The organism is Eubacterium aggregans, from assembly GCF_900107815.1.
GTDB lineage: Bacteria > Bacillota > Clostridia > Eubacteriales > Eubacteriaceae > Eubacterium_O > Eubacterium_O aggregans.
The window spans coordinates 1-24,379 of sequence record NZ_FNRK01000032.1 but is presented as its reverse complement, the minus strand read 5'-3'; the positions used below and the strand labels follow the sequence as shown (position 1 = coordinate 24,379).

Below are 24,379 nucleotides of genomic sequence, written 5' to 3'. Positions count from 1 at the left end.
TGGTCGCCCCTCGTTGAGGGGTGTGGATTGAAATACCTGAATGGTCTGAAAAAGCCCTTGTGGGATAGTCGCCCCTCGTTGAGGGGTGTGGATTGAAATCTCCCGAAGACATGGAACCCCACCCCCTGGCGAAACGTCGCCCCTCGCTGAGGGGTGTGGATTGAAATCCCTCGCTGGTGTTGTGCAGTGTTAAGCTTGTTGTCGCCCCTCACTAAGGGGTGTGGATTGAAATAATCAGATTTGAAGTCAGCAGTTAGTGCCTTTAAGTCGCCCCTCGCTGAGGGGTGTGGATTGAAAGTGGGTGATCATCGGGCACAGGCAGCTGGCGTCGGCGCGCCACCCTGCATTGAGGGGTATGGATAGAAATTGCCAATCTGTCAATAGGGTTGGCGCGCCCATCAGTGGAATTTCTCACGAAAGGGAGTAGATTAAATAGCTAGAAGCGATTAACAAAAGAACATTCACTCAATTACTACCATTAAATATTACCGTTAAAAAAGCAAGAAACGACCCTCCTTCTAAACAGAGAACAGAGTAGGTCGTTTCTTATTTTCTAATTCCACGGATCAACATAAAGCCCCATGGGATAACTCAAATACCGCAGGCGATCCAGCTGATCGACGGTGACGTATCCAGGCTGGGCATTGATTACTGTGGGAATACGATTGACGATGGTGGCACAGGTATGCTCAACCGTGGCGGGCTTAGCCACAGAGAAAGTAGTATCGGGCTCACCGATAATCTTCCAATCGCACAAATCACCATCATCCGGTCCGTAGACCTTCCCAATACAAGAGGTTTCAATGACTGGTCCCTGGAAGGTTTCGGTGGTAACCACCGCACCCATCCCAATGACACGGCCAGGCTCAATGGTTTTGCCCATGGTCTGGGAAAGAATGGGGGAGTGGTGATAATAAGGCACACATTTTTGATTTTGGGATTTGATGGTCCAGCCCATCAAACGGCACAGGGCTTCATTGGAATTCCACACATAAGAAGGCTCCAGCACATCGGGGTGGGCCAGCGTTTCTTCGAAAGCCTCAGGGCTCAAATCCACCCCATGGGCCTTGGCCAGAGCCAAGCCGTATTCCTCCACATTATAGCTGACAGCACCTTCAATTCGGGTAATGTTTTGAACACCACCGGCCACACACCCGATGAGATTAATCCAAAAGATATCCTCCATCCCACTGCCTGTCAAGGTGCAGAAATTGTCCTTTGCCAGGCGATCCAGTGTGTTGGTCAGGGGACTGGCCGTACTCCAGGAATCCGTGAGCTCTTCGCAGGTCGAAATGACATTGATCCCCCGGGAGAGGCAGGCTTGAAAATGGGGGAAACAATCCTCCACAAAGCTAAAGAGGGTAACGACGGCGATATTGGCATCACAATGATCCAACACCGCTTCGGCATCATCCTGGATGGTGACGCCCAATTCCATATCCAATCCGGCAAAAATTCCAACATCCATCCCGACAACATCGGGATTGACATCAATGGCACCAACGATTTCGGCTCCCTTTTCGTAGAGATAGCGGATAATGACCTTTGCCATTTTTCCACAGCCATATTGAACAACTCGGACGCGCTCATGGTTTAACATAACGAACCTCCTTATGATGGGTTTGATTGGCTTTAGTATAGCCCGGTATTCTGTAGCATGTCCCAAACTTAAGGGAAGAAGGAATGGATTTAAGGGGAAGCAAAGGATTGCTTTAACAGTGTTTCCTGTGACCGAAAATGGGACACAAAGTGGCACACATCTGTGTGTCATTATGATACACCCAAGGATAAGATGCTATAATAAGGCCAGAAATAAAGGTTTACACACCATAAAGATGATTGGCATGGCTCTTGCTTTAATATAAGGTACCCAGCCCGCTGGGAATAACCGGTAGGGATACCAAAAGGAGCAATATGATGAGTAAACCAAAAGTCGCTGTCGTTAAAGTGGAGAGACCGGAGGGGAATGACCAGTTCTTGGCCGGCAAGTATGTTCGGGTGGAAGAGGATATTAAAAAGATCAAGGCGGCGGTGGGGAAGGCCATCGAGCTGTCTGTCGGCTCCCTTGATGAAATCATCAAGGAAGGGGATTATGTTTTGATTAAGCCCAATCTGGCCTTTCAGGCACCGCCGGAAAGCTTTGCAGTGGTGGATCCCCGGACCATCGAGGCGGTGGTATCCTATGTAAAGGAAAATTCTAAAGCTGGCAAGGTTGTCGTGGGGGATAATCCTTCTCTGGGAATGCACGTCGGACGGGCAAAACCCGCCTTTGCCGAATCGGGGATGGAGGAAGCCGCCCGCCTCGGCGGTGCGGACGAGGTGATTTACTTTGATGAAAAGGAAGTGGTCCCCATGGAGGTTCCCGGGGCCAAGGTCTTTAAGCATGCTACGGTTTTTAAGCCCTTCCTGGACGCGGATGTGGTCATCAATCTGCCTAAGATGAAGGTCCACTTGGCCGGAACGGTAACCCTGGGGATTAAGAATTGGAATGGGATTATTCCGAACTGTCATCCCAGTGGCCAGCAGCAAGGCTGTCATCGCATTGATTTGGGTCAAAAGATGGCGGATTGTCTGAAAATTCGCCAGGCAGATCTGACCATTGTTGACGCGGTTATCGGCATGGAAGGCCAGGGCCCCCATGCGGGAACCGCCATTGAAATGGACTTGATTGTGGCGGGACGCAGCACCCCATCGGTGGATGCCGTCGCCTGTTCGATTATGGGATTCGATCCCATGGAAATTCCTGCGGTGCGCTGTGCCGGGACGGATGGCCTAGGTGAGATTAACCTGGATAATATAGAGGTTTTGGGAGAACCCGTCGCCTCTGTCATGAAGCATTTTAAGCGCCCCAATGGCGATCCCATCGGGATGTACAATGGATTGACCTGCTGTATGCAGCAGACCTGTGATGGCTGCTATGTCAATGTTCGGGGGGCCCTGGACAGCTTTGCCATCAGCGGCATCAACATGGATAAGTTCTTAAAAGAACGGGGGGAAGTCGTGGTCATCGCCGGTGGCGTTCCCTCCTTTGATCCAGAAATTTGCGTGGATAAAACAGTGTTTGTCTGTGGGGATTGCTGGGAAAAATTTGAAACAGCGGATGCCGTCCGGGAAGGGGCGAAAAAAGCCAAGAAGGTGGTTTATTATCCCGGATGTGCACCAGTTTATATTTTCTCCAAACTCAATACAGATTTGCAGAAGATGGCCGCTGGACAGGATATCGATTGATTTTTTGTAATGGATGAGGATGGGGCGGCTAAGAGAGCTGCCCCGTCCCGGGAGTTTGTGGCAAGGAGGTCCATCATGGTATTTATGCCTGATTTCGAAAGGCTGTACAGGGATTGGCGCAGGTATTATGAGGAGGGGGTTCTTTCGGAAACCCTCCGGCCTGATATCAGCGCTTCCTGGAAGCGTTGCGGGGCATTGGGGCTTGACCCCCTGGCACTGAACCGAACGCCGGTGGTGTCCGAGGAGGATTTCCAGGAACGGGTCCGGAAAAATCGGAATCTTCTGGATGAGAGCATCCCCTTTATGATGGAACTTCAGGAATTTGTGGCGGGCTCTGGGTTTTCCACCACCTTAACCGATGTGGATGGGGTGGTGCTGGAGCTGATTTGTGATCCGGAAATACTGGAGGAGGCCTTTACAAGGAACTTAGTCCAGGGCAGTATCTGGAACGAGAAGCGGGCAGGAACCAATGCAACGGGGCTGGCCATTACCACGGCCCAGCCCATTCAGGTCATTGGAGAGGAGCATTATTTTAAATGCTACCATGGCCTCACCTGCTCAGCATCCCCTATTTTTGATGCCCAAGGGCAATTACTGGGGGTGCTGGATATGTCTGGACCAAAGGAATTCAGCTTCCCCCACACCCTGGGGATGGTGGTAGCCGCCACCAAGGCCATTACCCGCCAGCTGTGCATTGCGGAGTCCAACCGCCAGCTGGACCTCACCAACCATTACCTCAAGGCGGTGATGGAATCCATGGATAAGGGGGTAGTGGCAGTGGATGTCAATGGGAAGATCATCGGAATTAACTCCGATGGTGCCAAGATTTTAAACACCACCACCTTTGATTCCTATGGGAAGAATATTTTAGATATTATGGAGGGCGAGAATATTCTGGTGGATGGGACAGGAAAGTTTCAGTCGATCACCCGGGAGAAAAAGCTGGTTACCGGGACGGGCAGTATTAACTGCCTAGTGAATCAGCGCCTGATAAGACATGATAACGGCGATGTGGCCGGGGTCGTTGCTACCTTAAAAGACTTAAAACACAAGGCTCCGGTCAAACGGGATGTGCGTAAGGGTACCCGGTTTACCTTTGATGATATCCTGGGGGAAAGCTCAAGCCTTCTCCGATCCGTCCATTTGGCCAAGGTGGCCTCCAGTGGCGATTCCACCATTCTCCTCCTGGGGGATAGTGGCACAGGGAAGGAAATGTTTGCCCAGGCGGTGCATAATGCCCATCAAAGTGATCAGCCCTTTGTGGCGGTGAATTGTGCGGCCATCCCCGAGAATCTCATGGAGAGCATTCTTTTTGGCTACGAGGAGGGATCCTTCACCGGGGCCAGCCGCCATGGGCGGAAGGGGAAGTTTGAGCTGGCCGAAGGGGGAACCATCTTTCTGGACGAAATTGGGGAGATGCCCATGAATACCCAGACGGTGCTGCTGCGGGTACTCCAGGAGCGCTATGTCCAGCGCATTGGCGGAACGAAGGACATCCCGGTGAACCTTCGGGTAATTGCGGCCACCAACCAGAATTTGCTGGAGGCGGTTAAGGAAAAACGCTTCCGCCAGGATTTGTACTATCGGCTTAACGTACTGGAGATTAAGATTCCGGCCCTAAAGGATCGTCCCGGGGACATCCCAATTTTAGCCGAGGCCTTTATGAAGGAACTATCAGAAAAGTTTGGGAAGACCATCGCTCCGCTATTGCCTTCTACGATCCGGGTCCTTGAGGGCTACGACTGGCCGGGGAATGTCCGTCAGTTTCGCCATGCCATTGAACAGGCGATTTACTTTACAGAGAAGAATCGCATTGACGATTATTTCATATCCGATTACTTGCCCCAGCAGACTCGTGTCGGTGCGGTCATGATGCCTGTTTCTGAAGGGCCGACGGTTGCAGGGGCGGTACCCCCGGATTTAAAGGCTCTGGAAATGCAGGCCATCCGGGAGGCCATCCGACGTCTGGGGGATAAAAAGAAAGCGGCAGCCTTTCTGGGAATTTCCAGAAGTACCCTGTACCGTAAAATCAGCCAATACCATTTGGACGAGGATTAGTATGGAGAAGGAGATATATTGGATCGATCTGGGTAAGGTGGATTACAAAGAGGCTTTTGCCATCCAGGGGACCCTCCACCGCCATCGGGTGACGGGGGTCATCCCGGATATTTTGTTGTTCCAGGAGAACCCACCCACCATAACCCTCGGTCGGGATGCCCATGAAGAAAATTTACTCCACAGCCGGGAGGAATACCGGGCCCAGGGCTTTGACGTGGTGGCAGTGAGCCGGGGTGGGGATGTGAGCTATCATGGCCCGGGACAGTTGGTTATTTCAGCCATCGTGGCCTTCGAGGATTATGCTCCGGGGGCCGTGGCCTTTGTTCGCCTTTTGGAGCAGGTGGCCATGGATACCCTGGCGGCCTTTGGTATTGGAGCAACAAGAATCCGGGGACTATCCGGGGTGTGGGTGACGGACCCCGGAACCGGGGAGTTGGCTAAAATCGGCGCCCTGGGGTTGGAAATATCCCATGGCATCTGTGCCCATGGCATGGCCATCAATGTGGCACCAGACCTGGCCCATTTTAGGGCCATTATTCCCTGTGGGATTCGGGATCGAGGCGTAATTTCCATGGCACGCCTGGGGGTGAGGCTAACCTTGGCCCAGGTCCGGGATCAGTATGTAAAAGAATTCTGTCGTATTTTTGGAAGAACGGCCAGAGCAGCCGCATTGGAGGATCTGCCAGTGGGCAGAATCCAGGAGGAGTTATCATGAAAACAGCAATTATTGTACCAAAGTTTGCAGAGGGTGCAGAGGATATAAAATTACGCCAATGGCTGGTGGGACCTGGGGAATCCGTTGAGGCGGGTCAGAATATTGCTGAAATCGCCACGGATAAAATTTCGGCCTATATTGAGGCACCGGCCGCAGGGACCATCACGGCCCTTTTGGCAGAGGAGAAGGATCGGGTGGCGGTGGGTCAGACCATCGGTGAAATGGAGGCCTTTTAAGATGGCGGGTAAGCACGCCGGCCAGGTGATTATCATCACGGGATCGGCCCGGGGGATTGGCTATACCATGGCGGAGTACCTGGATGGATTAGGGGCTTCGGTGGTTATTGCAGATATCGATGAGGGGGCGGCAGTGGCCGCGGCTTCTGGGCTGTCCGGAGATGCCCTGGCCCTGGGATGCAATATTACGGATGAGGCTTCTGTTGCGGCTATGGTGGATGGGGTTATGGCCAAGTACGGGCGTATCGATGTCCTCATTAACAATGCCGGTATTTTCCCGGTGAAGATTTTCTCGGCCATGACCTTCAAGGATTGGAAGGCCGTTATCGACATTGATTTAAACGGGACTTTCCTGGTTACCCATGCCGTTTACGCAGTGATGGAAGAACAGAAATCCGGTAAAATCGTTAATGTGGCCTCCATTGCCGGTCGGGTGGGCGGCTTTGGCTTCACCCATTATTCCGCCGCCAAAGGTGGGGTGATTGCCTTTACCAAGGCCCTGGCCCGGGAGGCCGCCAAACTGGGAATCCAGGTGAATGCCCTGGCCCCAGGGGTGGTGGTGACGGATATGGCCAAGAGTAACTTCCCTCAATACGCCTTGGATGAGCACATCCGCGTGACTCCGGCAGGTCGTTTGGGCAAGCCCGAGGATCTTCTGGGGGCAGTTTCCTTCCTAAGTTCTCCGGAAAGTGATTATGTGGTGGGTCAGGTGCTGACGGTGGATGGAGGGTATACGATGATTTAGCGGCTGTTCACCTCAAAGTCGCAATGACTGGTATACAATTCACGGACAGCCTCAGTTTTCTGGGACGAAGCGGGAATCCGCATTGCTGCCGCGGCGGTATCCATAAACCAAAGGCGGGATGGACATATCTTTCACGTAAGTCTGCATCGGGGCGGACTTGCGAGTGTTCGAAAGTGTGTAGCACTTTCGGTAACACTCCATGTCCGAATCCGCAAGCAGACGGAGTGAAAGCATATGTCCATCCCGCCGACGCTGATAGAGAGTTTACCCTTTGGCCCATCCAAGTTGTATAGTGTTATAAGGAAAGTAGAGACAAAAATCCCCATGAATATCCAGGACGTTTTTTTACGCTTACAGGGCAATACCGGCCCCATTCACATTATTGAGATGGACGGGAAACGCACCGCCATGACCTACAGTGATTTGGTGGCGGATGCTAAGGTTTTGCTTGGAGGATACCAGGCTCAGGGAATCCCGGTGGGGGCCCCGCTGGTCCTTCAGTGCCGCAGCATTCGGCAGACCATCACCAGCCTGTGGGGGGCCATTCTTGGCGGTTATATACCGGCTGTTTTGGCCATCCCCCGGGATGCGGCATCCCAGGCCATTTTTGAAAAAGCCCTGGAAAGTCTGGAGGCACCTTGGGTGATTACTGATCGTGAGGATAGTGCCGGAGCATCGGGGAAAAGGGTCCTGCCCCTGCGGGCCCTCACCCGGGAGGGTCCGTGTCAGGTGGTAACCGGGCAGGACGACGATCCGGGGATGCTTCAATTTACCTCGGGGACGACCAGTGCCCCCAGAGCCGCCGTCTTGACCCTAAAGAATCTCTTGGAGGGGGGCATCGCCAGCAGTGTCGTGGTGCGGTCTGGGGTCACCGAGCGCTACATTAGCTGGCTCCCCCTGTCCCATTGCTTTGGGTTTATCGCGAACCATCTGGTCCCTCTGGTTAATGGCTTTCCCCAGCTCCTCATCCATCCGGCCTGCTTTCTGAGGGATCCCGCCATCTGGGTTCGGGAGGCCAGTGCTTTCCAGGCCACCATTTCCGGCCTGCCCCTCTTCGGGGTAGAGGCCCTGCTTCAGGCAGAGCTACCGGAGGATGCGGATTTGTCTGCCATGCACATTTGCTTTGTGGGGGGGGAGGATATATCGCCGAAGCCCTTGTGGGATTTGGAGGCACGGCTGGCGCCCCTGGGATTTCGATCCTGTACCCTGAGCCCAGCCTATGGCCTCAGTGAAACGACCATGGGCGTGGCCTATACCCCGGTGAGGACGCCCCTGCGGGTGGATGCCTTTTTAAACGATCATCTGAGGGTGGGGGATCGGATATTCTTTTGCGAGCCCGAAGAGGATGCCCTGATTCGGGTATCTGTGGGGGTTCTGGATGCTTGTAATATCGTGGAAATACGGGATGATGAGGGAAGGGCCCTCCCTGAAGAGCACTTGGGCCATGTGATAATCCGGGGTTCCAATGTGATGAAGGGATACTATCCCTGTGATGCCAAAGCACACTCGGGGGTAATGGCCGATGGCAGTTTTGACACTGGGGATTTAGGCTGGTTTCGCAGGGGATGGCTGACTATTTTTGGACGGTGCAAGAACATCATCATCCACAATGGCAAAAAATACCTGGTGACCGATTTGGAGCGGACTGCTTCCGGAGAGGATGAGGCAGTCGTGGTTGCCCAGGGTATCCTGACCGGGGAAACACAGCCTCAGCTTGTCCTGTTTGGAACCGGCTCAGAGGATCAGATTCGGGGGGCGGCTAAACGCCTGGCCGGTTATTGGCATCTGAGCCCCAGCTATGGGGTCTGCCTGTCCCGGCTTCCAGTAACCGCCTCGGGCAAAATCGATCGCCTGGCCCTGTCCTTTGGGTTGGAGCAAGGGGATTATGCCCAGGCTCTTTTTACCCTCGGGAATGCCCAAGGGGAGGCCCTCACCGAGGATGAAGCTGAAATGGCGGTATTATGGTCTCAGGTTTTAGGCATCCCCTTGGCATCCATTACTCCGAACAGTCATTTTGTCCTGGATTTAGGCGGGGATTCCCTGGCCATGGCAGACCTTCATTGGCGTCTAGAGAAAAAGACCGGTGAATCCCTGGAACCTGAGGGAATGCCCATTGATTTGACCCTGAGGTCCTGGACACGATATTATCTTGCCCTAAGAAAAGGGAATAAATAATGGGATAACTTGAGTGCTGGCTAATTATCGACTAAAATAGAAGGGTACATGAATTCAATTCGGAACGGAAGGTTTTAATGAAAAATGACTTACAACACAAACTTGAAACGCTAAAGGGTATCCTGGCAAGCCATGGTCCCCTTTGTGTGGCCTATTCCGGAGGGGTGGACAGCGCCCTATTGCTTCGGGTGGCCCAGGAGGTCCTGGGGGAGGATTGCATTGCCATCACGGCCGATGGGGCGATGCTGCCCCGGAGTGAATTCACCGAGGCCCAGGCCCTGGCCAAAAGCCTGGGGGCAAAGCTCATCACCATTCCGGTGGATGTGTGCAGCTTCGAACCCTTTGTGGAAAATGGACCCCGGCGGTGTTACTTTTGCAAAAAAGAAATCTTTACCGCCATTAAAAATCGTGCCCTTGCCGAGGGAATCACCACCATTGTGGATGGCTCCAATCTGGATGACGGGAAGGATTACCGTCCGGGCATTGCGGCCCTGGAGGAAATGCAGGTCCTTAGCCCCTTTGTACTGGCAGACATGACCAAGGCAGATATTCGGGGAATTTCTGCCTATTATGGCCTGCCCACGGCGGATAAACCCTCTATGGCCTGCCTGGCCACTCGGATTCCAACGGACACGCCCATTACCCCAGAAGCCCTGGCTCTGGTGGAGGCAGGGGAAGAGCAGCTAAAGGCCCTGGGTCTTGGGCAATACCGCCTGCGACTTTTGGGAGATTTGGTTAAAATTGAATGCCCGCCCGAGGATTTTGGAAAAATCATGGGGGCCCGCCAGGCTCTGATTGAAGGGTTTAAGGCCCTGGGGGTGCGACAAATCACCCTGGATTTAGAGGGCTATGGCTGTGGTAAGATGAATCGGGCCCAAGGGGAGAAAGAGGAGGCACAGGATGAATGAACAACATCTAAAGGAGCTGTTGGGCCAGGTTAAGTCCGGAGAGCTTTCCATAGAGGGCGCCGTGGCCGATTTAAAGACCTTACCCTACGATGACCTGGGTTATGCCAAGGTGGACCACCATCGGGAGCTGCGCAAGGGCTTCCCTGAGGTGATTTACAGCCCGGGGAAAACCCTGACCCAAATCCAGGGAATCGTGGCCAATCTTCTGGAGAAAACCGATGGGAATATCCTGGCTTCCCGGGCCAGTCGGGAGGTTTACGAGGCCATTCTGACCATTACGGCTGATGCGGTGTACTATGAGGAAGCCCGGAGCGTGGTGGTCCGTCGAAAGCCCTACGAGGCCACCACTGGAAAGATCTTAGTGGTTTCAGCCGGGACATCGGACATTCCCGTGGCCGAGGAGGCCGCTGTGACGGCCCAGGTTTTGGGGAACAGCGTTGAGCGCCTCTACGATGTGGGGGTGGCGGGCATCCACCGTCTTTTGGATAAGGTGACGGTCATTAACCAGGCCCGGGTTCTCATTGTGGTAGCCGGTATGGAAGGGGCCCTGGCCTCGGTGGTGGGGGGACTGACGGATAAGCCCGTCATCGCCGTACCCACCAGCATTGGCTATGGTGCCAGCTTTGGAGGGGTCTCGGCTCTTCTGGGGATGCTCACCTCCTGCGCCAGCGGAGTAGGGGTAGTGAATATTGACAATGGCTTTGGTGCCGCCTGCATGGCGTCTAAAATCAACAAGTTGGCGGAGGAGGCGTAATGAAAAAGACCCTTTATATTGAATGTACCTCGGGAATCAGCGGGGATATGGTGCTGGGGGCCTATCTGGATTTAGGGATTTCCCCGGATTTTTTGAAGGCAGAGCTTGACAAGCTGGGAGTCTCAGGCTACCGCATCGAGGTAGAAAAAACCAGCCGCTATGGCATTGCCGGGACCCGCTGTCACGTAATCTTAGTGGATGCAGCAGGGCATCACCATGATGGGGAACACGGCCACCACAGCCATGCTCATGGAGATCCGGCCCCGGGATACGATGAAGGTGCCGCTCACCACCATCACCACCGCAGCTACAAGGATATTGTGGCCCTGATTGAAGGCTCTACCTTGGATGGGGTGGTAAAGGATACGGCCCTGGCCATCTTCGCCCGGGTAGCCCAGGCTGAAGCCAAGGTCCACCAGGTACCTGTGGAGGAGGTCCATTTCCACGAGGTGGGTGCGGTGGATTCCATTGTGGATATTGTGGGTTCCGCCATCTGTCACCACGCCCTGGGGGCAGAGCTCACCTGGGGATCGGCGGTCAATGTGGGCAGTGGCACCGTGCGCTGTGCCCATGGCATCCTCCCAGTTCCAGCCCCGGCTACGGCGGAAATTTTGGCGGGATCGGATTTTGCCACCTATGGGAAGCATATTAATGGGGAAGCGGCCACCCCTACGGGAGTCGCTATTTTAGCCGAGCTGGCCACCTATCAGGCCGATCGTCCTGCCTTTGCGGTGGATGCCATCGGCTATGGCTTTGGCGGCCGGGACTTCGGCATTCTCAACGCCCTGCGGATTTTTAAGGGACACACCACCGGGGCGTCCGATGATCGGGTGACGGTGATCGACACCAATGTGGATGATATGACCGGAGAAATGGCAGGCTACGCCATGGAGCGGCTCCTTGGGGCCGGAGCACTGGATGTGTTCTACACCCCCATCCAGATGAAGAAAAACCGCCCGGGTATCCGTATCACCGTGCTGGCCAACGCGGCCGATGTGGTCAAGCTTGAGCACATCCTCCTTACCGAAACGACCACCATCGGGATTCGAAAGTACGAAGCAGAGCGTCTCTGTATGGCCCGCCGGTTTGAAAAACGTCAGACCCCCCTGGGGGAGGTGACCTATAAAATCTGCGATTACCAGGACATCCACCGGGAAACCCCAGAGTATGAGGACCTGCGGCGCGTTGCCCAGGAAACCGGGCTGAGCCTGGGGGAGGTTGTGCGGCAGATTGGGTGAGGGAGTGGTGGTTCCGGTAGTTCGTCCGTGACGGTTTGTGGCAATGGGGCGGCTGTCTGTGGCTGGTGTATCTGTCGGCTCAAGCGGATCGACCAGCCTATGGCTGTGCGCTCCGATATCGCGCGCCAGGCACACCATCCCCGGACAGCCTGAGTTTGCTGGGACGAACGAAGAGTGCAGTAGCTGTTTTCCATCAGCCATCCCTGGGAATATCTGGTGGGACAATTCTGAGATAGCTTTGGGAAGTGAGAATGAAGCTCAAATAGCGGCACTACTAAGAGGTTAAGCGGCGGTTCCACTACCAAAGGCGGGATGGACATATCTTTCACGTAAGTCTGCATCGGGGCGGACTTGCGAGTGTTCGAAAGTGTTTGCACTTTCGGTAACACTCCATGTCCGAATCCGCAAGCAGACGAAGTGAAAGTATATGTCCAGCTCGCCGTCGCTTGCAGAGACCTCCCCCCACCGCCCAACCACCATCCCCAAACCCAAAAACAGAGCCCTACCGCCCAACACAGCGGTAAGTCTCTGTTTTTTTATTTCCTGTAATTCTATTCCCCCAAATACGCCTTCTTCACCGATTCGCTGGCCAGAAGCTCGGCGCCGGTACCCGATAGGGTAATCCGGCCCGTCTCCAGGACGTAGGCGTAATCCGCAATTTCCAGGGCGGCCTTGGCGTTCTGCTCAATAAGGAGCACGTTCACCCCGGCGGCATTAATCTCCTTAATGATGGAGAAAATATCCTTAATGATGAGGGGGGCCAGTCCCAGGGAGGGCTCATCCATCATCAGAAGCTTGGGACGGCTCATGAGGGCCCGGCCAACAGCCAGCATCTGCTGTTCCCCTCCGGAAAGGGTGCCTGCGGTCTGCCACTCCCGCTCCAGAAGCCTTGGGAAGAGGGTGTACACCCACTCCTTATCCTTCTGGATGCCCGCCTTATCCTTTCTCAGATAAGCCCCCATGGCCAGATTTTCCGCCACGGTGAGGTCCGGGAAAACCCGTCGGCCCTCGGGGCAGAGGACAATCCCTTCTTTTACAATATCCCGGGTTTGGAACTTGGTAATATCCATTCCGTCAAAGGCGATGGTGCCCTCACTGGAAGGCACCAGGCCCATAATGGTTTTCAGGGTTGTGCTTTTTCCCGCACCATTGGCGCCGATTAAGGAAATGATTTGGCGGTCCGGGACCTCCAGGCTCACGCCATCCAGGGCGTGGATGCCACCGTAATATACATGTAAGTCTTCGATCTTTAGCATTAATCCTCGCCCTTTCCTAAATACGCCTCAATAACCCGGGGGTTGTTCTGCACTTCCTCTGGATTCCCCTGGGCAATAAGAATGCCGTAATCCAACACGTAAATATTCTCACAAATCCCCATGATAAACTGCATATGATGCTCAATCATGAGAATGGATAAATCAAAATCATCCCGAATCTTCGCCACAAAGTGCATCAGTTCATCGGTTTCCTGGGGATTCATCCCGGCAGCGGGTTCATCCAGAAGGAGGAGCTTGGGCTCGGTAGCCAGGGCTCTTGCAATTTCCAGATGGCGCTGCTTCCCATAGGGAAGGGATGAGGCGATATCGTCCTTGTTGTCCAAGAGGCCGACGATGCGTAACAGCTCCGTGACTTCTTCTTTCATTCGCTGTTCTTCCTTGCGGTTAATCCGGAAGGTATCGCTAAAGATATTTCCCTTCATGCGCATATGCTTGGCAATAAGGACATTATCAAAGACCGTCAGGCTTTTAAACAGGCGGATATTTTGGAAGGTCCGGGCAATGCCCAGCTTGGTAATCTTATCCGGGGTTAACCGTTTGGTAGTGGTATACTTGCCATTATTCTGACCGGTGTACAGCTTCTTCATCTTCCCCCGGGGATGGTCCTCCACTACCAGGTTATCCTCAAAATAAATCTGTCCGTTGGTGGGGGGATAAACTCCGGTAATGACGTTGAAGGCCGTGGTTTTTCCGGCACCATTGGGGCCAATAAGACCCACGATTTGTCCCTTTTCCACGCTCAGATTCAGGTTATCCAGGGCGACAACGCCCCCAAATTGCATGGTGGCATCCGCCACCCTAAGAATCGTTTCGTTACTCATGGTCAGTACCTCCTGTTGCGGGATCGGCGGGTTTCTTGCCGGTAATCTTGTTCTTTAAGGCAAGGCCCCAATTGTAAATGGCATCCCAGGAGAACTCATTCTGTCCCATAATGCCCCGGCGCCAGAAGAGCACCACCACCATAAGAAGGATGGAGAAGACCACCATGCGGAAGCCTGTCCGCAGGAAGGGCACCTGGAAGGTGCCAATGGTCATGGGAACATCCAGGAAGCGCAGCCACCATTCCTTGGCAAAGGTCACCAGGAAGGCCGCCAGGATACTGCCGGTGATACTGCCCATACCGCCGATAACCATGATCAGCAGAATGTTGTAGGTTAGCATGACCGTAAAGGTGGTGGAGGTGACAGCACCCAGGAACATGGCCAGGAGTGCCCCGGCAATACCGGCAAAAAAGGAGCTGGATACAAAGGCCATCAGCTTGGTTTTGGCCAGTCCAATCCCCATAGCTTCCGCCGCGATTTCATCCTCCCGGATGGCCTTAAAGGCCCGGCCGTAGGAGCTATTGATGAGCAGGACGATGACCACAATGCAGATGGCCACCACGATAAAGGGTACATAAAAGGGCGGGATGATGCCGGGTAAGAATTGGTCGTAGCCCGGAATAGCCTTTAGCCCCAGGGAGCCATTGGTAATCTGGTTAAACAGGGAGCTGGCCACCAGGATCCGGACGATTTCCGCAAAGCCCAGGGTGGCAATGGCGAAATAGTCACTTTTTAAACGCAGAACCGGCGCCCCGATAATGGCTGCCAGCAGTGCGGCAAAGGCACCTGCCAGGACGATGGCTAAAATGGGGGACAGCTGGATATTAGCAATGGCATCAGCCACACCGTAGAGATAATACACCCCGGGTTTTGCTGAAACCGGAATGGTTAAAATGGCGTAGAGGTAAGCACCGATCGCCATAAAACCCGCTTGCCCCAGGGAAAAAAGGCCCGTAAAGCCATTTAAGAGGTTCATGGACAGGGTGGCCAGGGCGTAAATGGCAGAAAGCTGGAGGACCGTCCGGAGCATATCCGTCGAGGCCGTCGTCTGGTCGATGACCACCAGGAGGAGAGAGAGAAGGGCCAGTGCCACCACCGAGGCGATGGTTTTGGTTTTTTTAGAGAGCTTTTTCATGGGTTACACCTTCTCTTCCATGGTCTCACCAAAGAGCCCCGTGGGTTTAAACATCAACACCACAATGAGGAGGGCAAAGGTAAAGACATCACTGAATTCTGAATAGCCTGCTGCTTTAATGAAGGTTTCGCACAAGCCAATGACGAAGCCCCCTACAACGGCCCCAGGAATACTGCCGATGCCGCCAAACACTGCGGCGATAAAGCATTTAAGCCCAGGCAGAGAGCCTGCCATGGGGAAAACGGACGGTCTTGGGGTAAAGTAAAGCATGGAACCCACAGCCGCCAAAAAGCATCCGATGACGAAGGTCATGGTAATGACGGTATTAATCTGGACCCCCATGAGCTTGGCGGTTTCAAAATCCTTAGAAACTGCCCGCATGGCCATCCCAATCTTGGTGTATTTAATAAGGAGCATCAGAAGAATAACAAAAATCAAGGTGATGATTGGGGTGATAAAGGTTGCAATGGAGGTGGAAACCTCTCCCAGAGTAATGGTTTGGTTTAAAATGGGGATATCCGGGTATTGCTTAGGCAGGGCTGAAAAGAAATAGGTTGCCACATTTTGTAAGAGATAGGAAACCCCAATGGCGGAAATCATAATGGACATCCGGGGAGCCTCCCGAAGGGGTTTGTAGGCCACCTTCTCAATGACCACCCCTAAAATTACGGTCGCCACAATCATAATGACCATGGAAACATACCAGGGCAAGGCGAAATCCACCATAGCGAAAATCATAAAATAAGCCGCCATCATGAAGATATCTCCATGGGCGAAGTTGATCAGGCGCAGAATCCCATAGACCATGGTATACCCAATGGCGATGAGGGCATAAATCCCCCCGATGGAAATCCCGGCCAGACAATAAGACAAGAACGACGCGGTAGTCACAAGCTGTAATCCTCCTAACCGAAGTAAAAAAAGTGGGGTGGCGTTAAGTCGCCCCCCACGGGTTGTACGCTGCTTTTAAATCCCTATTTTTGGTTATCCTTGACGGTTTGAGTCTTGACGAATTCAAAGGTCTTGGAAGCCAGGGAATTATCGGTGACGGTTTTAATAAAAGCGGTATCCTTAATGGCATCCCCGTTTTCATCAAAGACAATCTTACCGGTGACCCCTTGGGTATCCACATTCTTCAGGGCAGCCTGAATGGCTTCAGAGGTAATGCCGTTCGTGGCATCCACTTTACCCAGAGCTTCGTAGATTGCCATGTAGGAATCGTAGCTTAGAGCAGAAACCGCCGCAACCGTGTCGGTGTTGGCGTTTGACGCAATATTCTTAGGATCGGAATTCAAGTAAGCTTTAAAGCCAGTAACGAAATCCGTTGCCACAGGGTTGCTGGTATCATTTTCGTCAAAGAAGGTAGACAGGGCAATGCCGACACTATCCTTGGAAATGATGGCTGCGTTTTCCCAGGTATCTCCAGCCATGACCTTTGCAGTAATACCGTTGGCCTTAATCTGTGGCAGAATAAGGGTTGCTGTATTAATGGAGGATGGGGTAAAGATACATTCTGGATTAGCGGATTTAATTTTGGTCAGGATGGCATTGAAATCCGATTCGTTGGTCTGATAGGTTTCATCTGCCACAATTTCACCGCCGAGATCCTGGAAGGCCTGTTTGAAGTAGCCAGCCAGACCGGTGGAGTAGTCATCCCCATTTTGGGAGATAACAGCGGCTTTCTTATAGCCGGAATCGATGGCGTAGTTAGCCATAACGGTACCCTGGAAGGGATCCAGGAAGGCAATCCGGAAATAATAATCATTGCCTAAGGTAACCTGTGGGTTGGTTGCGGAGCACGCCACGGCAGGAACCTTGGCATTCTTAAAGGTTTCACCGGCAGCGATGGAAACCGCAGAGCCGTAAGAGCCGGATACTGCTACGACACCCTGGCTGATTAAGGACTGGGCAGCGGTGACGGCAGCAGCCTTATCGGACTGATTATCCACTTCGACTAATTCAATTTTATAGGTCTTGCCACCGATGTCGATGGTGGGCTTGACGGTGTTGGCATAACGCACACCCAGGACTTCCTGCATCCCGCCACCGCCGTTTTCACCAGTGGTCGGTTGGAAAACACCAATTTTAATGGTATCACCCTCAACGGTATTGCCGGTACCAGAGGTCGATTCGCCACCGCCTCCGCAGCCAGCGAACAAGGTTGCGGCAAGTAAAGCCACAACTAAGAACAATGAGATTTTCTTCATCTTCAGAATCCCCCTTCAATTTACATACTGAAATTTGCCTTAAGGCATGATGATATTATACCGCCTTTGTCCTGGAATGTAAACACTTTGAGGGGGTTATGTGAAATTCTTCAAACAATAGTCCGCAAAATAGAAACAAAATGAAGAAAAATGTCCGTAGATTATGACCACTCGTATTTACACTTTTTAAAAGGCAGAAAATTTGATATACTGAAAGCAGAAAGAGTAGGGAGACCGAAGATGAATAAATTAGAACATAAGGGTGCGCTGTCCATGGAACAGAGCCAAAAGCTCGTCCTCACCCAGCAAATGCGGGAATCCATCGAAATCCTACAGATGACCTGCATGGAGCTGAAGCAGCACATCGACCAGGCCCTGCTGAGCAATCCCCTTTTGGAGCAGGACGACGCCACCACTGAGAACATTGAACAAAATGAAGCCCAGACGGAAGAACGAGCGGAAAGTGCCGATCAGATTGAGTGGGAGGACTACTTTCAGGATGGCTATGAGCCCAGCTATGCCAAGGGGGGTGGCCTGGCCGATTCTGACGAATCCGGCTTTGATTTCGAGCGGATTCGTTATGGTGGAATGGATTTGCATGCCCACCTCAAGTTTCAGCTCAAAACCAGCGGGACCAGTGCAGACGCTAAACGGAATGAGATTTGTCTGCACCTCATCGATTGTATTGATGGGGATGGCTATCTCTTTGTGGATCAGGAAGCGGCCGCCCAGATCCTGGGGGTGACCAACCATCAGGTGGAGGATGCCATCCAGACCATCCAAACCTTTGACCCTCCAGGGGTGGGTGCCCGAAATATTGGGGAATGCCTGGCCATTCAGCTAAGGGAGCTGGGACTCCTCACCCCCACCCGTCAAATGCTTTTAGGGGGCTATCTTTTGGACATCGCCAACAATCATTTTAAAAAAGTGGCGGCAGCCACTGGGTTAGATGAAGCCGCCATCGCGGCTTTTAAGATGCAGCTCAAAGAATTGAATCCCAGGCCGGGCTGCCTTTTTGATCCCCAGGAAGCCCTGGAGTACGTGGTACCTGATGGGAGTATCGAGTGGGTGGACGGCAAGCTATTGGTCCATATTAATGATATCAGTGCACCGCGGCTGACCATTAATCGGGTCTATCGAAGACTGTTGACCAACCGGGATTCCTGTGATGCCGGAACCCGGGAATACATCAAAAGCAATTTGGACAAGGCCCTGGCCCTGGTGAAAAATATCGATAAACGTCGGGAGACCATTAGACGGATCATCACCGTCATTGGGGAGGTCCAGGAGGATTATTTCTTAAGCCGCTGTGAGCATCTATTGCCTTTGACCCTGGCAGAGGTGGCGGAGCAGGCGGATGTCCACGAGTCCACCGTCAGCCGGGCGGTTCGGGGGAAGTATATCCAGACCCCCAAGGGCATTTTTGCCCTCAAAGATTTTTTTAAACGGGGGTACACCACTGGGAATACCGCGGTATCCTCAGATGGCATTTGTACCATGCTTCGGGAACTCATTGATGGGGAAAACCCCATGAAGCCCCTGAGTGATCAGAAGCTGACAGATGCTTTGGCAGAGCGGGGGATTGTCATCGCCAGAAGGACGGTGGCTAAATATCGGGAGGGGATGGGAATTCCCACAGCATCGGGGCGAAAGCAGCACTAAGAAGACGGAGGAATCGCAATGACGGAACAGGAAAAAATGCAGGCAGGACGACTTTATAATGCACTGGATCCGGAAATACGAAAGCTTCAATGGGGTGCTAAGGCACTCATCCAGGAGTACAATCAGACCGGCCCGGACGAAGGGGAAAAGCGTCAGGCCATTTTAAAATCCCTTTTAGGAACTGCCGGACCCCGGGCCCTCATCGAGCCGGATTTCCGATGCGATTTTGGCTTTAATATCCATATTTTAGGGCGGGCAATCATCCATTTTAATTGTGTGATGCTGGATTCTGCACCCATTACCATTGGAGTGGATGCCTTTATTGGTCCGGGGTGCTGTCTGGCCTGTACCACCTACCCCGTATCGGCCACAGAGCGCAATGCTGGCCTGGCCTACGCCAGGCCCATTACCATTGGGGAAAGCGTGTGGATTGGCGCCGGCTGTACCGTGCTGGGGGGCATCACCATTGGGGCTGGCAGCGTCATTGGCGCAGGGTCCGTCGTGGTTTCGGATATTCCCGAGGGGGTAGTGGCTGCGGGCAATCCCTGTCGGGTGCTGCGTTTGGTGTCGGATCGGGAAGGTTTGCCATGTCTGTAATTGAGATCTTGCCGTCTCAAGGGGATGAGACCCTGGAAGCCCTTTTGGGTGAGACGGTTTATATCCATCAGCGGAAACGACGGCATTTTTGTCTCCCGGTGGGGAATCAAGGATATTTCCTGGCGTTTAATCCCAAGGGCAGTAAAATGTCCGGGATGACGGAACGCCAGAGTATTTATTGTGATGGGGATACCCTGCGTTACTACGGGGCGGATAAACGGAGCCGGGCCATCCTGGGGGGATTGAAGCCCCTCAGTGGTGACCATGACGCCTTTTGGGTGCTTGCTATGTTTTTTACCGAGCTCACCGAAGAGGATGTGGATCACCTGGAGACGATGGAGGAAAAAATTAATAACCTGGAGATTCAGCTTTTGACCAATAACGGGGCGGCCCACTCGGAACTGTCGCGGATTGCGGACTTTCGAAAGGCGCTCCTCACGCGAAAGCGCTACTACGACCAGCTAGGTCTGATTATCGATCGCCTGGCCGAGGACCAAATCGGGGTTATTCCCGAGGGTGTCAGGCGGCACTTCCATGCTCTGGGGCAATACCTGCGCTATTTGCTGCAATTCGTGGTGGATCTCAGGGAGTTTGTCACCCAGGTCCGGGAGGCTTACCAGGCAAAGATCGATATCGATCAGAACCAGACCATGAAAATCTTTACGGTTATCACCGCTATTTTTCTGCCCTTATCCCTTATCGTAGGGTGGTATGGCATGAATTTTAATATCCCGGAATTCAATTGGGCCCACGGCTATCTCTACGTCATCGTCTTAAGCATCGCCGTTTGCGCTGGATGTTTTGTTATTTTTAAACGACATAAATGGTTTTAGTGTCATTCCCGTTTCTAAGGAAGCGGGATTTTTTATGTCCAAAATCAACCTTTCGGTTGATGACGCTTCCGTTTTTTAAGGATACAATACAGTATAAAATCGATGAAGATGGACGGAACCGACGAAATGGAGGATTTATGAAACAACAAAGGATTCGAATAATCATGGGGCTGGTCCTGGCCGTTGTGATGATTACCATTGTCTTTAGCCTTTGTGGCCTGGTGGCTCGGGCAGAGGGCAACACCACGGCGGTGACCAAGGAAAACTATATGAGTGACAATCAGTATGCCGCCCTGGGTTTTGGCAGTCTAAAGGACCCGGCGGCTTTTTCCGCAGAGGACACCTCAAATCCCCTGGAGGGCTATACCGCCAATACCCTTTCAGAGCTTTTTGTGGGGCAGATGAATAAGAATGACGATAAGGATGACTATATCGGCAGCTTCCAGATTATGGAGAATGCATCCACGGCCGATTCCAATACCCTGAATTTAAACAACATGGCAAAAAATACCATCGGTAAAATTCAGGGTTACTATGATGCGGATAATAGTGATGATATGTACACCCAGTGCAAAAACACCATCGCCCTGCGTCCGGGTAAAATCTCTGAAACCAATGCCAGCACCCGGGATATCATCATTGAAGATACCCTATACTGTTTGGAAGATGGCTGGTTTTATGAGGATGACAGCTACCAGATGGTCAATGCCTGGACTTTGGGGGATGACGGTAAGTACACCATGAGCGATCACAAGGCGTACAATGTAAAACTGGATGATGACAACTGGGTGGGGGATATCGAGGTGAAGCAGGCGGAAGGACTAACCGCCATGGCCGTGGGGGATTTTGACGGAGATGACTATTATGAGGTGGCGGTTCATGCCCTCGACAATAGCGGGGGTCAGATCATTTTCTTCCAGCCCAAGGCCAATGGCAGTGCCTATGAACTAAAGCAGGAAAACTATTCCATTCGCATCGGGGATATCGGGAATCGCTTTAAATTTGACGGTATGGAGGGAGATCTCGAACGCCCCATCGTGCAGCTCACCACAACATCCATGTCCGGGCAGGATGATCTGGCCATTAGTGTTTCCTTACCTTATGACGATGGGAACGAATACTGTGACAGCAGCGCCCTGGCCATTTACAGCTGCCAGAACGGCAACACCAGCCGCCGGTTCAATAACGACCTGGTGGTGAACAATAACGAATACCGCTTTAAATTCCCATCCACCACCAATGCCGATTTAAACGGTGACGGCACCGATGAGCTGGTAGTGGCCGGAAATAAAAACTATGGCTATAAAAACTATGACACCAAGGGCAGCATCAGTAAAAGCGAAAATCTAGTCAACGTGGTACTCTACAACGGCAGTGGCTATGAATTAGCCTGGAGTAAACCGAAAAATCTCCATGCCAACGAGCTAGTGGTTAGCGAGGATAAAATGAACGCTCCAGTAGCCCTCACCGCTGCCCGGTATAATTCGGAGCAAAGTGGGGATACCCTGTTTTGTGAAGGGGTATACTATCATTTCTCCGGGGCCAGCGGCGCTACGGCCAATGAAATCATCAAAAACGGAAAACTGACCTGTAATGAGAAGGAGGATTACGATTTTGGGGAAGAGGTTCAGGAGATTAAAAATGACAATGGTCTGGATTATATTCGGGCTTATGCCCCCTACATCAGCAAGGCCGTCACAGCATCCTTCGTGGAGGACAGCCGGATGACTGAGCAAACCTTGGTGGTCTCCGGCACCGATAGCCGCAATTCCTTTAGTAATAGTGACTGGGCGGATATCGATATCGCCTGGGTCTATGGGAAGAACGGTGACCTGATCCAAGAAGTCACCAACCCCCGGTATGTGGACAGCCAGGATGAGGATGACAACGGCACCCTCCTGACTTTCTGTGCGATCAACGTGGATGACGATACAGTATATACCCGGTATACTGGAAAAAATGTGGGCTGGTCCAGTCCTTCGGTGGAAAGCGTCATGCTCTCTACGCCCTATTGGAGTGAATTGGACTACGGCACCGCCGGTAACGCCCGGGGAGCCACCAGCTATTCCCTGACCGTGAGCAACGGCAGCGGCACTGGAAATTCCGGGAATATCGGCCTGGGGTTAGGCTATACCTTTGGTGGCGGAGTGGGATTTTTGGGGACCGGTGGGAGTATGGGTTTCAGTCTGGATGGTTCAGCGGCCTATACCCATAGCTTCCAGAACACCAAGACTCAAAGTGACACCCTCACCTTCACCAGTGGCGGGGGTAATGATGTGGTCGGCCTTACCGTTACCCCGGTGGCCATCTACAACTGAGATTCTACGTCAGTACTTTATAAACCACCCTCAAAGCATTGATAAATATACGTTCCTTCAAAATTCAGCTTTCACCCATTGGGTGAAAGAAAAATGCTCAAAAATGTGTTGAATTATCAGCTTTTATGAGTCGATATATGGTACAATAATAGTAACAAAAGCAGAAAAAGGGGTTTAAATTATGATTAATAAAATTGATTTCACAGCTAAGAATCTAACATCAAATGCAGGTCTTTTTCTTCTCCTTGAGAACGCAAAAAGTAATGAGATTTTTGATCTAGTTGAAAATGACCTCGTATTTGATAATGACTCCACAAATAAAATCAAGATGAATCATATAAAGACGATGATCTGTGGTCACTTTATTGGTATAGACAAGCTAGAACGTCTAAAGATCCTTCAAAATGATCCACTCGTTAATGAATTTGATATTTCCGTAAAAGAACCTGAAACAGTGTCACGGTTTTTAGGAAACTTCACCTTTAAGACAACACAAATGTTTAGAGACATTAATTTTAAAGTCTTTAAAAAACTGCTCACTAAAAGTAAATTGACATCCATTACGATTGATATTGATAGTAGTGTAATCAACGTAGAAGGTCATCAAGAAGGTGCATCAAAAGGATATAATCCCAAGAAACTAGGAAACCGATGCTACAATATCCAGTTTGCATTTTGCAACGAATTAAAAGCCTACGTCACCGGATTTGTAAGAAGTGGCAATACTTACACAGCTAACGGTGCATCTGAAATGATCAAAGAAATAGTAGCCAACATCAAAACAGATGATTTAGAGATTTTATTTCGAATGGATAGTGGCTACTTTGATGAAAAAATTATTGAAACGATAGAATCTCTTGGTTGCAAATATTTAATTAAAGCCAAAAGTTATTCTACGCTTGCATCCCAAGCAACGAATTCATCGGTTGTATTCGTTAAAGGTGAAGAAGGCAGAGAAACTACAGAACTGTTTACAAAATTAGATAACTGGGAGAAAGACAGAAGGTTTGTTGTGTCTCGCGTACTGAAACCAGAAAAAGAAAGAGCACAAATATCACTTTTAGAAGGCTCTGAGTACGAATACTTTTTCTTTGTGACAAACACTACATTGCTTTCTGAAAAAGTAGTTATATCCTATGAAAAACGTGGCAATGCTGAGAATTATATTAAAGAAGCCAAATACGACATGGCGGTGGGTCATCTTTTACTTAAATCATTTTGGGCAAATGAAGCGGTATTTCAAATGATGATGCTTTCATATAACCTGTTTTTGTTGTTCAAGATTGATTCCTTAGAGCCTTCAGAATACAGACAGCAAATAAAGACCTTTCGTTTGAAGTATGTATGGAATTGTCAATAAAAGTTTAGTCCCATCGGCAAGGAGAATTATGCAGCAACAGTACAGTGGTAAAGTGCCCGCTTAGAGAGCGGCGGGAGACCATCGTTGGTGCTGTAAATCCGACGATGATTAT

Annotated in this window: 19 protein-coding genes, 1 pseudogene and 1 CRISPR repeat array; of the genes and pseudogenes, 14 read left to right on the top strand and 6 right to left on the bottom strand. The window is 51.7% G+C overall.

Annotated elements, in window-relative coordinates; genetic code table 11:
• Positions 1-2: 2 nt before the first annotated feature.
• Positions 3-298: a CRISPR direct-repeat array (repeat unit 32 nt; unit sequence GTCGCCCCTCGTTGAGGGGTGTGGATTGAAAT).
• A gap of 255 nt (positions 299-553) precedes the next feature.
• Positions 554-1,600: an NAD(P)H-dependent amine dehydrogenase family protein gene (locus BLW33_RS12780; protein WP_090309568.1), complete on the bottom strand. Its 1,047-nt coding sequence runs from the start codon at positions 1,598-1,600 to the stop codon at positions 554-556.
• Between the two features lie 317 nt (positions 1,601-1,917).
• Here BLW33_RS12780 and BLW33_RS12775 point away from each other — a divergent pair, with 317 nt between their 5' ends.
• The 9 genes from BLW33_RS12775 to larC all read left to right on the top strand — a co-directional run bounded on the left by BLW33_RS12775 (position 1,918) and on the right by larC (position 12,057).
• On the top strand, positions 1,918-3,228 hold the full coding sequence (locus BLW33_RS12775) for a DUF362 domain-containing protein (protein ID WP_090309564.1): 1,311 nt from the start codon (positions 1,918-1,920) through the stop codon (positions 3,226-3,228).
• 75 nt (positions 3,229-3,303) lie between these two features.
• On the top strand, positions 3,304-5,286 hold the full coding sequence (locus tag BLW33_RS12770) for a sigma-54-dependent Fis family transcriptional regulator (protein ID WP_176966733.1): 1,983 nt from the start codon (positions 3,304-3,306) through the stop codon (positions 5,284-5,286).
• 1 nt (position 5,287) lies between these two features.
• Positions 5,288-6,001: a lipoyl(octanoyl) transferase LipB gene (lipB, locus tag BLW33_RS12765; protein ID WP_090309557.1), complete on the top strand. Its 714-nt coding sequence runs from the start codon at positions 5,288-5,290 to the stop codon at positions 5,999-6,001.
• Entirely contained in the window at positions 5,998-6,237 is a 240-nt protein-coding gene (locus BLW33_RS12760) for a lipoyl domain-containing protein (RefSeq protein ID WP_090309554.1), read from the top strand. The genes lipB and BLW33_RS12760 overlap by 4 nt, the downstream gene beginning before the upstream one ends.
• Position 6,238: 1 nt before the next feature.
• Positions 6,239-6,982: an SDR family NAD(P)-dependent oxidoreductase gene (locus BLW33_RS12755; RefSeq protein ID WP_090309552.1), complete on the top strand. Its 744-nt coding sequence runs from the start codon at positions 6,239-6,241 to the stop codon at positions 6,980-6,982.
• Between the two features lie 324 nt (positions 6,983-7,306).
• Positions 7,307-9,157, top strand: coding sequence for a non-ribosomal peptide synthetase (locus tag BLW33_RS12750; RefSeq protein ID WP_176966732.1), 1,851 nt, complete (start codon positions 7,307-7,309; stop codon positions 9,155-9,157).
• A 77-nt stretch (positions 9,158-9,234) separates the two neighbouring features.
• Complete coding sequence (larE, locus tag BLW33_RS12745; RefSeq protein ID WP_090309546.1) at positions 9,235-10,065, top strand: ATP-dependent sacrificial sulfur transferase LarE; 831 nt, start codon at positions 9,235-9,237, stop codon at positions 10,063-10,065.
• Positions 10,058-10,819: a nickel pincer cofactor biosynthesis protein LarB gene (larB, locus tag BLW33_RS12740; RefSeq protein ID WP_090309544.1), complete on the top strand. Its 762-nt coding sequence runs from the start codon at positions 10,058-10,060 to the stop codon at positions 10,817-10,819. Before larE ends, larB begins: the two co-directional genes overlap by 8 nt.
• Positions 10,819-12,057, top strand: coding sequence for a nickel pincer cofactor biosynthesis protein LarC (larC, locus tag BLW33_RS12735; protein WP_090309541.1), 1,239 nt, complete (start codon positions 10,819-10,821; stop codon positions 12,055-12,057). Before larB ends, larC begins: the two co-directional genes overlap by 1 nt.
• Positions 12,058-12,608: 551 nt before the next feature.
• Here larC and BLW33_RS12730 read toward each other — a convergent pair.
• The 5 genes from BLW33_RS12730 to BLW33_RS12710 form a co-directional block, all read right to left on the bottom strand.
• Positions 12,609-13,313: an ABC transporter ATP-binding protein gene (locus tag BLW33_RS12730; RefSeq protein ID WP_090309538.1), complete on the bottom strand. Its 705-nt coding sequence runs from the start codon at positions 13,311-13,313 to the stop codon at positions 12,609-12,611.
• On the bottom strand, positions 13,313-14,155 hold the full coding sequence (locus BLW33_RS12725) for an ABC transporter ATP-binding protein (protein WP_090309535.1): 843 nt from the start codon (positions 14,153-14,155) through the stop codon (positions 13,313-13,315). The genes BLW33_RS12730 and BLW33_RS12725 overlap by 1 nt, the downstream gene beginning before the upstream one ends.
• Entirely contained in the window at positions 14,148-15,290 is a 1,143-nt protein-coding gene (locus BLW33_RS12720) for a branched-chain amino acid ABC transporter permease (protein WP_090309532.1), read from the bottom strand. Before BLW33_RS12720 ends, BLW33_RS12725 begins: the two co-directional genes overlap by 8 nt.
• Positions 15,291-15,293: 3 nt before the next feature.
• Positions 15,294-16,181: a branched-chain amino acid ABC transporter permease gene (locus BLW33_RS12715; RefSeq protein ID WP_090245839.1), complete on the bottom strand. Its 888-nt coding sequence runs from the start codon at positions 16,179-16,181 to the stop codon at positions 15,294-15,296.
• 83 nt (positions 16,182-16,264) lie between these two features.
• The gene (locus tag BLW33_RS12710) at positions 16,265-17,497 is read right to left on the bottom strand and encodes an ABC transporter substrate-binding protein (protein WP_090309529.1); all 1,233 of its coding nucleotides are present in this window, start codon (positions 17,495-17,497) and stop codon (positions 16,265-16,267) included.
• Positions 17,498-17,737: 240 nt separating this feature from the next.
• Between BLW33_RS12710 and rpoN the strand changes: the two genes are divergently transcribed.
• From rpoN to BLW33_RS12685, 5 genes and pseudogenes are all read left to right on the top strand, one after another.
• Positions 17,738-19,159 (top strand): RNA polymerase factor sigma-54, encoded by a 1,422-nt coding sequence (gene rpoN / locus BLW33_RS12705; RefSeq protein ID WP_176966731.1) that lies wholly within the window; start codon positions 17,738-17,740, stop codon positions 19,157-19,159.
• Positions 19,160-19,177: 18 nt separating this feature from the next.
• Complete coding sequence (locus tag BLW33_RS12700) at positions 19,178-19,756, top strand: sugar O-acetyltransferase (protein WP_090309522.1); 579 nt, start codon at positions 19,178-19,180, stop codon at positions 19,754-19,756.
• Positions 19,747-20,589 carry a CorA family divalent cation transporter gene (locus BLW33_RS12695; protein ID WP_090309519.1) on the top strand — a complete coding sequence of 281 codons (843 nt, stop codon included), beginning with the start codon at positions 19,747-19,749 and terminating at the stop codon, positions 20,587-20,589. Before BLW33_RS12700 ends, BLW33_RS12695 begins: the two co-directional genes overlap by 10 nt.
• Positions 20,590-20,726: 137 nt before the next feature.
• On the top strand, positions 20,727-22,907 hold the full coding sequence (locus tag BLW33_RS12690) for a hypothetical protein (RefSeq protein WP_143032648.1): 2,181 nt from the start codon (positions 20,727-20,729) through the stop codon (positions 22,905-22,907).
• A gap of 181 nt (positions 22,908-23,088) precedes the next feature.
• Positions 23,089-24,255, top strand: a pseudogene (locus tag BLW33_RS12685) (IS1380-like element ISEnca1 family transposase); the annotation flags it as partial.
• Positions 24,256-24,379 lie beyond the last annotated feature (124 nt).

Bases quoted from the DNA above. Each gene is read 5' to 3' on its own strand.
- BLW33_RS12780 (WP_090309568.1), bottom strand. From the start codon at position 1,600: ATGTTAAACCATGAGCGCGTCCGAGTTGTTCAATATGGCTGTGGAAAA.
- BLW33_RS12775 (WP_090309564.1), top strand. From the start codon at position 1,918: ATGAGTAAACCAAAAGTCGCTGTCGTTAAAGTGGAGAGACCGGAGGGG.
- BLW33_RS12770 (WP_176966733.1), top strand. From the start codon at position 3,304: ATGGTATTTATGCCTGATTTCGAAAGGCTGTACAGGGATTGGCGCAGG.
- lipB (WP_090309557.1), top strand. From the start codon at position 5,288: ATGGAGAAGGAGATATATTGGATCGATCTGGGTAAGGTGGATTACAAA.
- BLW33_RS12760 (WP_090309554.1), top strand. From the start codon at position 5,998: ATGAAAACAGCAATTATTGTACCAAAGTTTGCAGAGGGTGCAGAGGAT.
- BLW33_RS12755 (WP_090309552.1), top strand. From the start codon at position 6,239: ATGGCGGGTAAGCACGCCGGCCAGGTGATTATCATCACGGGATCGGCC.
- BLW33_RS12750 (WP_176966732.1), top strand. From the start codon at position 7,307: ATGAATATCCAGGACGTTTTTTTACGCTTACAGGGCAATACCGGCCCC.
- larE (WP_090309546.1), top strand. From the start codon at position 9,235: ATGAAAAATGACTTACAACACAAACTTGAAACGCTAAAGGGTATCCTG.
- larB (WP_090309544.1), top strand. From the start codon at position 10,058: ATGAATGAACAACATCTAAAGGAGCTGTTGGGCCAGGTTAAGTCCGGA.
- larC (WP_090309541.1), top strand. From the start codon at position 10,819: ATGAAAAAGACCCTTTATATTGAATGTACCTCGGGAATCAGCGGGGAT.
- BLW33_RS12730 (WP_090309538.1), bottom strand. From the start codon at position 13,313: ATGCTAAAGATCGAAGACTTACATGTATATTACGGTGGCATCCACGCC.
- BLW33_RS12725 (WP_090309535.1), bottom strand. From the start codon at position 14,155: ATGAGTAACGAAACGATTCTTAGGGTGGCGGATGCCACCATGCAATTT.
- BLW33_RS12720 (WP_090309532.1), bottom strand. From the start codon at position 15,290: ATGAAAAAGCTCTCTAAAAAAACCAAAACCATCGCCTCGGTGGTGGCA.
- BLW33_RS12710 (WP_090309529.1), bottom strand. From the start codon at position 17,497: ATGAAGAAAATCTCATTGTTCTTAGTTGTGGCTTTACTTGCCGCAACC.
- rpoN (WP_176966731.1), top strand. From the start codon at position 17,738: ATGAATAAATTAGAACATAAGGGTGCGCTGTCCATGGAACAGAGCCAA.
- BLW33_RS12700 (WP_090309522.1), top strand. From the start codon at position 19,178: ATGACGGAACAGGAAAAAATGCAGGCAGGACGACTTTATAATGCACTG.
- BLW33_RS12695 (WP_090309519.1), top strand. From the start codon at position 19,747: ATGTCTGTAATTGAGATCTTGCCGTCTCAAGGGGATGAGACCCTGGAA.
- BLW33_RS12690 (WP_143032648.1), top strand. From the start codon at position 20,727: ATGAAACAACAAAGGATTCGAATAATCATGGGGCTGGTCCTGGCCGTT.